An 8,638-nucleotide genomic window follows, 5' to 3' on the forward strand; every position below is an offset into this window, starting at 1 on the left:
GCCAAGCTCGGCCTCAAGATCGAGGAACGCGGTTTTTCGGTCGCCGAAGCCAAGGCGGCGCGCGAAGCTTTCATCAGTTCGGCGACCACAATCGCCATGCCGGTGGTCGAAATCGACGGCGCGCCGATCGCAAATGGCCATCCCGGTTCCATGACACTTTCGTTGCGGCAGGCCTTTTTTGACATTGCGGAAAAAAGTCCAGCCTGATAACCGCACAACTGGAATGAACCTCAACTATCTCGTTCTGCTTGCCTTTGTATCGGCAAGAGGGGGTTTGCGCGCTTGACAGGTGCCGCGTAATTTGGCGCATTGGCCGCAAACCGAAGGGGATCGGCGAAAGACAAGAAAAATGGCGGAACGATCGCAAAACCTTCAGGACCTGTTCCTGAATTCAGTTCGCAAGAGCAAAAATCCACTTACCATCTTCCTCATCAACGGCGTGAAGCTGACCGGCGTCGTCACTTCGTTCGACAATTTTTGTGTGTTGTTGCGGCGTGACGGGCACTCCCAGCTCGTCTACAAGCACGCCATTTCCACGATCATGCCGAGCCAGCCGGTTCAGATGTTCGATGGCGAGGAAAGCCAGGGCGCCTGATTGGCACGTGATAAGAACGCGGACCGCAGCGTTCGCGGAAAACAAGGACATCAACTCGGGCCGGAAGCCAAGGATCCGACCCGGGCTGTCGTTATTGTGCCGGTGCTTACCCGCCAGCCGCGCGGCGACGATGAGTCGAGCCGCCCGCGCCTGAGCCGCTCGGCGGATGCTCGCCACGACGAAGCGGTCGGGCTTGCCAGCGCCATCGATCTCAACCCGGTTCACACAGCGGTGGTGACGGTCGCCGACCCGCGACCGGCGACGCTGCTTGGCAGCGGCAAGGTGGCCGAATTCGCCGACATCGTGAAGGAGCGCAAGGCGGAGCTGGTCATTGTCGACCATCCGCTGACGCCGGTGCAGCAGCGCAATCTCGAAAAGGAGCTGAACGCCAAGGTGCTCGACCGCACCGGGCTGATCCTCGAGATCTTTGGCGAACGGGCACGCACCAAGGAAGGCACGCTGCAGGTCGAGCTTGCGCATCTCAACTACCAGAAGGGCCGGCTGGTGCGCAGCTGGACCCACCTCGAGCGGCAGCGCGGCGGCGCCGGTTTCCTCGGCGGCCCCGGCGAAACCCAGATCGAATCCGACCGCCGCATCCTGCAGGACAAGATCACCAAGCTGAAGCACGAGCTGGAAACGGTGCGGCGCACGCGCGACCTGCATCGCGCCAAGCGCAAGAAGGTGCCGTTTCCGGTGGTGGCGATCGTCGGCTACACCAATGCCGGCAAGTCGACGCTGTTCAACCGGCTGACCGGGGCAGGGGTGCTGGCCGAGGACATGCTGTTCGCGACGCTCGACCCGACGTTGCGGCGCGTGCGGCTGCCGCACGGCACGCCGGTGATCCTGTCGGACACGGTGGGCTTCATCTCCGACCTGCCGACTCATCTTGTGGCCGCCTTCCGGGCGACGCTGGAAGAGGTCGTCGAAGCCGACCTGGTGCTGCATCTGCGCGACATCTCCGATCCCGACACGGCGGCGCAGGCCGAGGATGTCGAGCGCATCCTTGCCGATCTCGGCGTCGACGCCCAGGTTTCGCCCTTCTTCACCGACATGGCGGCGCGCATCGGGGCGGCGCAGCTGGTGATGTCGCGCTCCGGCGCCTCGACGGTTTCGGAAATCGCCGTCATCGGCCGGCCGGCGCTGCTGGTGCCTTACCCACACGCGCTCGACCACGACCAGGCGGCGAATGCCGCGGCGCTTGCCGCCGCCGGCGGCGCCGAGCTCCATCCGCAGTCGACGCTGTCGGCGGAGCGGATCGCCGAGCTGGTCGGCGGGCTGATCGAGGATCCGAACCGGTTGGCGACGATGGCCGCCGCCGCCCGCTCGGCCGGGAAACCGAATGCGGCGCGGTTGCTCGCCGATCTGACAGAGGCTATTGCGTCCGGCAAAACGGTTTCGGACTACAGGAGGACGCGCGCATGAAGATGCCGCAGACGATCGGCCTTGTGCATTTCATCGGCATCGGCGGCATCGGCATGAGCGGCATCGCCGAAGTGCTGCACAATCTCGGCTACAAGGTGCAGGGGTCCGATCAGGCCGACGGCGCCAATGTACAGCGGCTGCGCGACAAGGGCATCGAATGCTTCGTCGGTCACAGGGCCGAGAATCTCGGCGACGCCGAAGTCGTGGTCGTTTCGACCGCGATCAAGAAGTCCAACCCGGAACTGAAGGCCGCGCGGGAGAAGTTGCTCCCCATTGTCCGCCGAGCCGAGATGCTGGCCGAGCTGATGCGTTTCCGCCAGGCCATCGCCATCGGCGGCACGCATGGCAAGACGACGACCACGTCCATGGTGGCGACGCTGCTCGAGGCCGGCGGGCTCGACCCGACCGTCATCAATGGCGGCATCATCAACGCCTATGGCACCAATGCGCGCATGGGTGATGGCGAGTGGATGGTGGTCGAAGCCGACGAGAGCGACGGCACGTTCCTGAAACTGCCGGCCGACATCGCCGTCGTAACCAACATCGATCCCGAGCATCTCGACCACTATGGCAGCTTCGACAAGGTGCGCGAGGCCTTCCGCCAGTTCGTCGAGAACGTGCCGTTCTACGGCTTCGGCGTGATGTGCACCGACCACCCGGAAGTGCAGGCGCTGGTCGGCCGCATCGAGGACCGGCGCGTCATCACCTATGGCGAGAACGCGCAGGCCGACGTGCGCTTCACCAACCACCGCATGGAAGGCGCGACCTCGGCGTTCGATGTGGTGATCCGCGACCGCAAGGGGCGTGGAACCTCGACGATCAAGGATTTGCGCCTGCCGATGCCAGGCCGACATAATGTCTCCAACGCGACGGCGGCAATCGCGGTCGCGCATGAGCTTGGCCTCTCGGCCGAGGCGATCAAGAAGGGCCTGTCGTCCTTCGCCGGCGTCAAACGGCGCTTCACCCATACCGGCTCGTGGAACGGCGTCGAGGTGTTCGACGATTACGGCCACCATCCGGTCGAGATCGCGGCGGTGCTCAAGGCGGCACGGAGCGCGACCAAGGGGCGTGTCATCGCCATCGCGCAGCCGCATCGCTTCACCCGGCTGCATGACCTCTTCGAGGAATTCTCGGTCTGCTTCAACGATGCCGACACGGTCATGGTGGCGCCGGTCTACGCGGCCGGCGAAGAGCCTATAGAAGGCGTGACTTCCGACGCGCTGGTGTCGCGCATCCGCTCTGGCGGCCACCGCGACGCACGCTATATCGATGGCGCGGCGGCGGTCGCGCCCGCCATTCGCGAGCTTGCCAAGCCCGGCGACTTCGTCGTCTTCCTTGGCGCCGGCAACATCACGCAGTGGGCCTATGCGCTGCCCAAGGAACTTGGTGGGACGCCTTCATGATGCGCGGCCAGGACCTCATCGATAAACTCGGCGACAAGCTTTCCGGCCTGCGCGGACGCGTCACGCCGAACGCCGAAATGGACAAGATCACCTGGTTCCGGGCCGGCGGCCTGGCGGAGGCGCTGTTCCAGCCGGCCGACGAGGAAGACCTGGCGGCTTTCCTGCGCGCCGTGCCGGAAGAAATACCGGTCATGGTGGTTGGCGTCGGCTCCAACCTTCTGGTACGCGACGGCGGCATTCCCGGTTTCGTCGTCAGGCTCTCGGCCAAGGGTTTCGGCGAGGCCGAGGCGACCGGGCCGACCACGATCAAGGCCGGAGCGGCAACGCCGGACAAACGTGTCGCCGCGGTGGCTTACGAAGCCGGCATCGGCGGCTTCCATTTCTACCACGGCATCCCCGGAGCAGTCGGCGGCGCGCTCAGGATGAATGCTGGCGCCAACGGCGTCGAGACCCGCGAGCGGGTCGTCGAGGTGAGGGCGCTGGACCGCAACGGCAATCTCCATACGCTGAGCAACGCCGATATGGGCTATGCCTATCGCCACTCATCCGCGCCTTCCGGACTGATCTTCACTTCAGCCATTTTCGAAGGGTTCTCCGAAGACAAGGTGGCGATCAAGGCGGCGATGGATGCCGTGCAGAACCATCGCGAGACGGTGCAGCCGATCCGCGAGAAGACCGGCGGCTCGACCTTCAAGAATCCGGAAGGCACCTCGGCCTGGAAGGAAATCGACAAGGCCGGCTGCCGCGGGCTGATGATCGGCGGCGCGCAGATGTCGCCGATGCATTGCAACTTCATGATCAACACCGGCACGGCCACGGGCTACGACCTCGAATATCTCGGCGAGACGGTGCGGGCGCGGGTGCTCGAGAATTCGGGCATCCGGCTGCACTGGGAGATCAAGCGCCTCGGCAATTTTAGACCCGGCCATGAGGTGCAGGAGTTCCTCGGGCAGCTTCTTTAGCGCAGGCTGAAGTTCATGTGATGCTTGAACTTCCAGCGGTCTGAAACGGCCGCAAACCGTTGCCTTAAAGACTCACAATTCACTTTTTGCTGCCGTTTTCGCGGAAAGTGAATCTCTCGGAATCATAGGTACTTGCCAGCGAATCAACTCTCTGATTCTCTGCCCTAAAGCGTTTCCTGATTTGAGTCGTTCGACGCGTTCAGCCGCGTTTTCCGTCTGGGGGGGCAACCTGCCGGAAGACTCGGACTCAATGCTCGGAAATGCGGTGCGGGAATATCGGTGGCAGACCCGGCGTGAGAGGGGATGACGGGAATGAAGAAGAAGCATGTGGCTGTCCTCCTGGGTGGATTCTCCTCGGAGCGGCCCGTGTCTCTGTCCTCGGGGAAGGCGTGTGCGGATGCGCTGGAGAATGAAGGCTACCAGGTTACCCGTGTCGATGTTTCGCGCGATGTCGGTTCTGTACTTGCCGAGCTCAAGCCCGATGTCGCCTTCAATGCGCTGCATGGTCCGTTCGGCGAGGATGGCACCATCCAGGGAATTCTCGAATATCTCGCAATTCCCTACACCCACTCGGGTGTGCTCGCTTCGGCGTTGGCCATGAACAAGGAGCAGGCCAAGAAGGTTGCCAAGGCGTCCGGCGTTCCGGTCGCGGAATCCAAGGTGGTCAATCGCTTCGCTGTCCAGAACAGGCATCCGATGAAGCCGCCTTATGTGGTCAAGCCGGTCAATGAGGGGTCGAGCTTTGGTGTCGTCATCGTGCATGAAGGGCAGTCGCATCCGCCGCAGGTGATCGGCTCGACCGAATGGCAATATGGTGAGATCGTCATGGTCGAGCGCTACATCCATGGGCGCGAATTGACCTGCGCGGTGATGGGTGATGTGGCGCTTGGCGTGTGCGAGATCATCCCGACCGGGCATTCCTTCTACGATTACGATTCAAAATACGTTCCCGGCGGATCAAAACACGAAATCCCTGCTAAAATTTCACCGAATATTTACCAAAAAATACAGACACTGGCCCTCAAGGCTCATCTTGCCATTGGTTGCCGGGGCGTTTCCCGATCGGACTTCCGTTACGACGACCGTCACTCCGAGAACGGCGAGGTTGTCTGGCTCGAGGTCAACACTCAGCCGGGCATGACGCCGACGTCTCTGGTACCCGAAATCGCCGCGCAAGCGGGACACTCGTTCGGCGATTTGTTGAGTTGGATGGTGGAGGACGCTTCGTGTCTGCGTTGAGGTGGGGACAGGGTAATGGCGGTGGCGCGGCTTGGCCCGCGCTGTTCGGCATGTCTCTGTCATTCGACCGTTTCGTGTTGCCGCGTCAGCTCCGCCGGCCGATGCGCGTTCTGGCGCGCCTGTGCGGCGGCGAATATGAAGCGCCGCGCTTTTCGGCGGCGATCCTTTCCGCTGCGCTGATCGCATCGAGCAGCGCGTATGGCGCTTTTCTCGGCGGTTACGCCGACAGCATCGTGCAGGGCGTGACGGCGCGCACTGGTTTTGCTGTCGACCAGATCAAGGTCGTCGGCAATCGCCAGACATCCGAGATCGATGTGCTGGACCGGCTCGGCCTCGATGGCTGGACCTCGCTGATCGGCTTCGATGCCGAAGCGGCGCGTGAGCGCATCGCGACGCTGCCCTGGGTCGAGGGCGCGGCGGTGCGCAAGATCTATCCGCATACGCTGGAAGTGCGCATCGAGGAGCGCGAGCCCTTCGCGCTCTGGCAGCAGGGTACCTCGGTTTCCGTCATCGAGCGGTCGGGCGAGGTGATCGCGCCATTCTCGGGTGGCAAGCAGGCGCTGCTGCCGCTGATCATCGGCGCCGGCGCCCCGGCGATGGCGCCGGCCTTTCTCGCCAAGATCGAACGCTACCCGGAGCTTGCGGCTCGGGTCAAAGGTTACATCCGGGTCGGCGAGCGCCGCTGGGACCTGAGGCTTGAGAACGGCATCACGATCAAGCTGCCGGAAGACGGCGAGGACCAGGCGATCGCCGAGTTGGTCAAGATCGATCATGACAACGGGCTTTTGACGCGCGACATCGCCGCCGTCGATATGCGGCTTCCCGACCGGCTGGTCGTGGAGCTCTCGCCGGAGGCGGCGACGCAGCGCGAAGCCGCGCTCAGCGACAAGCCGAAGAACCTGGCCAAGCGCAAGGCGGGGACGAAGATATGAGCTGGCTTGGCGGCAGTAGTGACACTTCTTCGCGCCGGTCGGGCACGCTGACCGTGCTCGATGTCGGCTCCAGCAAGGTTTGCTGCGTGGTGGCGAAGCTCAAGCCGAACGAGGACGGCAAGCTCCTGCGCGGACGTTCGCACCGGATCCAGGTGATCGGCATCGGCCACCAGAAGTCGCAAGGCGTGAAGTCCGGCGTGGTGATCGACCTCGATCGCGCCGAGCATGCCATCCGGCTTGCCGTCGACGCGGCCGAGCGCATGGCCGGGCTCACGGTCGATTCCCTCATCGTCAACATGACGGCGGGCCGGCTGAAGAGCGAAGCCTTCTCGGCGACCGTCAATCTCGGCGGCCATCAGGTCGAGGAGGTCGACATCAAGCGCGTGCTCGCCGCCGGCGCCAAGCAGGCGCTGAGGGCCGAGCGCGAGGTGATCCATTCGCTGCCCGTCGGCTTCTCGCTCGATGGCGAGCGCGGCATACGCGACCCGCGCGGCATGGTGGGCGATGCGCTTGGCGTCGACATGCATGTGCTGACAGGCGATGCCGCGCCGATGCGCAACCTGGAGCTCTGCATCAACCGCTCGCACCTGTCGGTCGAGCGCATGGTGGCGACGCCCTATGCCAGCGGACTTGCCTCGCTGGTCGATGACGAACTCGAAATGGGCGCCGCCTGCATCGACATGGGCGGCGGCACGACGACCATCTCGGTCTTCGCGGAAGGCAAGTTCGTTCATGGCGACGCGATCGCCATCGGCGGCAACCATGTGACGCTCGACATGGCCAAGGGGCTGTCGACCTCGCTCGATGCCGCGGAGCGGCTGAAGGTGATGCATGGCTCGGCGCTGCCCGGCAGCGCCGACGACCGCGACCTCGTCTCGATCCAGCCGATCGGCGAGGAGGGCGACGTGCCGCTGCAGATCCCGCGCTCGGTGATGACGCGCATCATCCGCGCCCGCATCGACGAGACGCTGGAGCTTCTGCGCGATCGGCTGAACAAGTCCGGCTACGGCAATGCCGTCGGCAAGCGGGTCGTGCTCACCGGCGGCGCCAGCCAGCTTGCCGGCCTGCCGGAAGCGGCGCGCCGCATTCTCGGTCGCAATGTGCGCATCGGCCGTCCGCTGGGCGTCGCAGGCCTGCCGGAAGCGGCCAAGGGACCGGCGTTCTCGACCCCGGTCGGACTGATGATCTATCCGCAGATGGCGAGCTTCGAGAGCCATTCGGCGAAAGGACTTTCCGGTTTCAGGATGACCGGAACGGGCGGAAAACTGCATCGCATGAGTCAGTGGTTGAGAGACAGTTTTTAATTTGACGGGGACAGCCCCATAGGCGGCCGCAGCGGCGAGGCGGCGGGAAAGGCAAAGGACGGAGACAATGACCATCAATCTGCAGAAGCCGGACATCACCGAGCTCAAGCCCCGCATCACCGTGTTCGGTGTCGGCGGCGGCGGCGGCAATGCCGTGAACAACATGATCACAGCCGGCCTGCGCGGCGTCGAGTTCGTGGTGGCCAACACCGACGCGCAGGCGCTGACCATGTCGAAGGCCGAGCGGCTGATCCAGCTCGGCGCGCATGTCACCGAAGGCCTCGGCGCCGGCTCGCAGCCGGAAGTCGGCCGCGCGGCGGCGGAAGAGTGCATCGACGAGATCATCGATCACCTCTCCAACACCCATATGTGCTTCGTCACCGCCGGCATGGGCGGCGGCACCGGCACGGGCGCGGCTCCGGTCGTCGCCCGCGCCGCGCGCGAGAAGGGCATCCTCACCGTCGGCGTCGTCACCAAGCCGTTCCATTTCGAGGGCCAGCGCCGCATGAAGACGGCCGACATGGGCATCGAGGAACTGCAGAAATGCGTCGACACCCTGATTGTCATTCCCAACCAGAACCTGTTCCGGCTGGCCAATGACAAGACCACCTTCGCCGATGCCTTCGCCATGGCCGACCAGGTGCTCTACTCGGGTGTTGCCTGCATCACCGACCTGATGGTCAAGGAAGGCCTGATCAATCTCGACTTCGCCGACGTCCGTTCGGTGATGCGCGAAATGGGCAAGGCGATGATGGGCACGGGCGAGGCTTCGGGCGAGGGC

At 64.1% G+C, this 8,638-nt stretch carries 8 protein-coding genes and 1 pseudogene; all 9 read left to right on the forward strand.

Annotation, left to right across the window (positions count from 1 at the left end; genetic code table 11):
• Nucleotides 1-207: pseudogene (locus tag EOD07_RS12985) on the forward strand (D-amino acid aminotransferase); the annotation flags it as partial.
• Between the two features lie 142 nt (nucleotides 208-349).
• Nucleotides 350-595, forward strand: coding sequence for an RNA chaperone Hfq (hfq, locus tag EOD07_RS12990; protein ID WP_006202172.1), 246 nt, complete (start codon nucleotides 350-352; stop codon nucleotides 593-595).
• 102 nt (nucleotides 596-697) lie between these two features.
• Nucleotides 698-2,017, forward strand: coding sequence for a GTPase HflX (gene hflX / locus EOD07_RS12995; RefSeq protein WP_281059051.1), 1,320 nt, complete (start codon nucleotides 698-700; stop codon nucleotides 2,015-2,017).
• Entirely contained in the window at nucleotides 2,014-3,420 is a 1,407-nt protein-coding gene (gene murC, locus EOD07_RS13000) for a UDP-N-acetylmuramate--L-alanine ligase (protein ID WP_127235737.1), read from the forward strand. The genes hflX and murC overlap by 4 nt, the downstream gene beginning before the upstream one ends.
• Entirely contained in the window at nucleotides 3,417-4,382 is a 966-nt protein-coding gene (murB, locus tag EOD07_RS13005; RefSeq protein ID WP_127235738.1) for a UDP-N-acetylmuramate dehydrogenase, read from the forward strand. Before murC ends, murB begins: the two co-directional genes overlap by 4 nt.
• Before the next feature lie 312 nt (nucleotides 4,383-4,694).
• Entirely contained in the window at nucleotides 4,695-5,621 is a 927-nt protein-coding gene (locus tag EOD07_RS13010) for a D-alanine--D-alanine ligase (protein WP_127235739.1), read from the forward strand.
• Nucleotides 5,609-6,553, forward strand: coding sequence for a cell division protein FtsQ/DivIB (locus EOD07_RS13015; protein ID WP_040982263.1), 945 nt, complete (start codon nucleotides 5,609-5,611; stop codon nucleotides 6,551-6,553). Before EOD07_RS13010 ends, EOD07_RS13015 begins: the two co-directional genes overlap by 13 nt.
• Entirely contained in the window at nucleotides 6,550-7,857 is a 1,308-nt protein-coding gene (ftsA, locus tag EOD07_RS13020; RefSeq protein WP_073985480.1) for a cell division protein FtsA, read from the forward strand. The genes EOD07_RS13015 and ftsA overlap by 4 nt, the downstream gene beginning before the upstream one ends.
• Before the next feature lie 67 nt (nucleotides 7,858-7,924).
• On the forward strand, nucleotides 7,925-8,638 hold a 714-nt coding region (gene ftsZ, locus EOD07_RS13025; protein WP_127235740.1), incomplete at its 3' end, for a cell division protein FtsZ.

The sequence above is a fragment of the Mesorhizobium sp. M2C.T.Ca.TU.002.02.1.1 genome (genome assembly GCF_003997225.1).

Excerpts from the sequence above, each read along its gene's own strand:
- murC (WP_127235737.1), top strand. The coding sequence starts at position 2,014 with ATGAAGATGCCGCAGACGATCGGCCTTGTGCATTTCATCGGCATCGGC.
- EOD07_RS13010 (WP_127235739.1), top strand. The coding sequence starts at position 4,695 with ATGAAGAAGAAGCATGTGGCTGTCCTCCTGGGTGGATTCTCCTCGGAG.
- ftsA (WP_073985480.1), top strand. The coding sequence starts at position 6,550 with ATGAGCTGGCTTGGCGGCAGTAGTGACACTTCTTCGCGCCGGTCGGGC.
- hfq (WP_006202172.1), top strand. The coding sequence starts at position 350 with ATGGCGGAACGATCGCAAAACCTTCAGGACCTGTTCCTGAATTCAGTT.
- murB (WP_127235738.1), top strand. The coding sequence starts at position 3,417 with ATGATGCGCGGCCAGGACCTCATCGATAAACTCGGCGACAAGCTTTCC.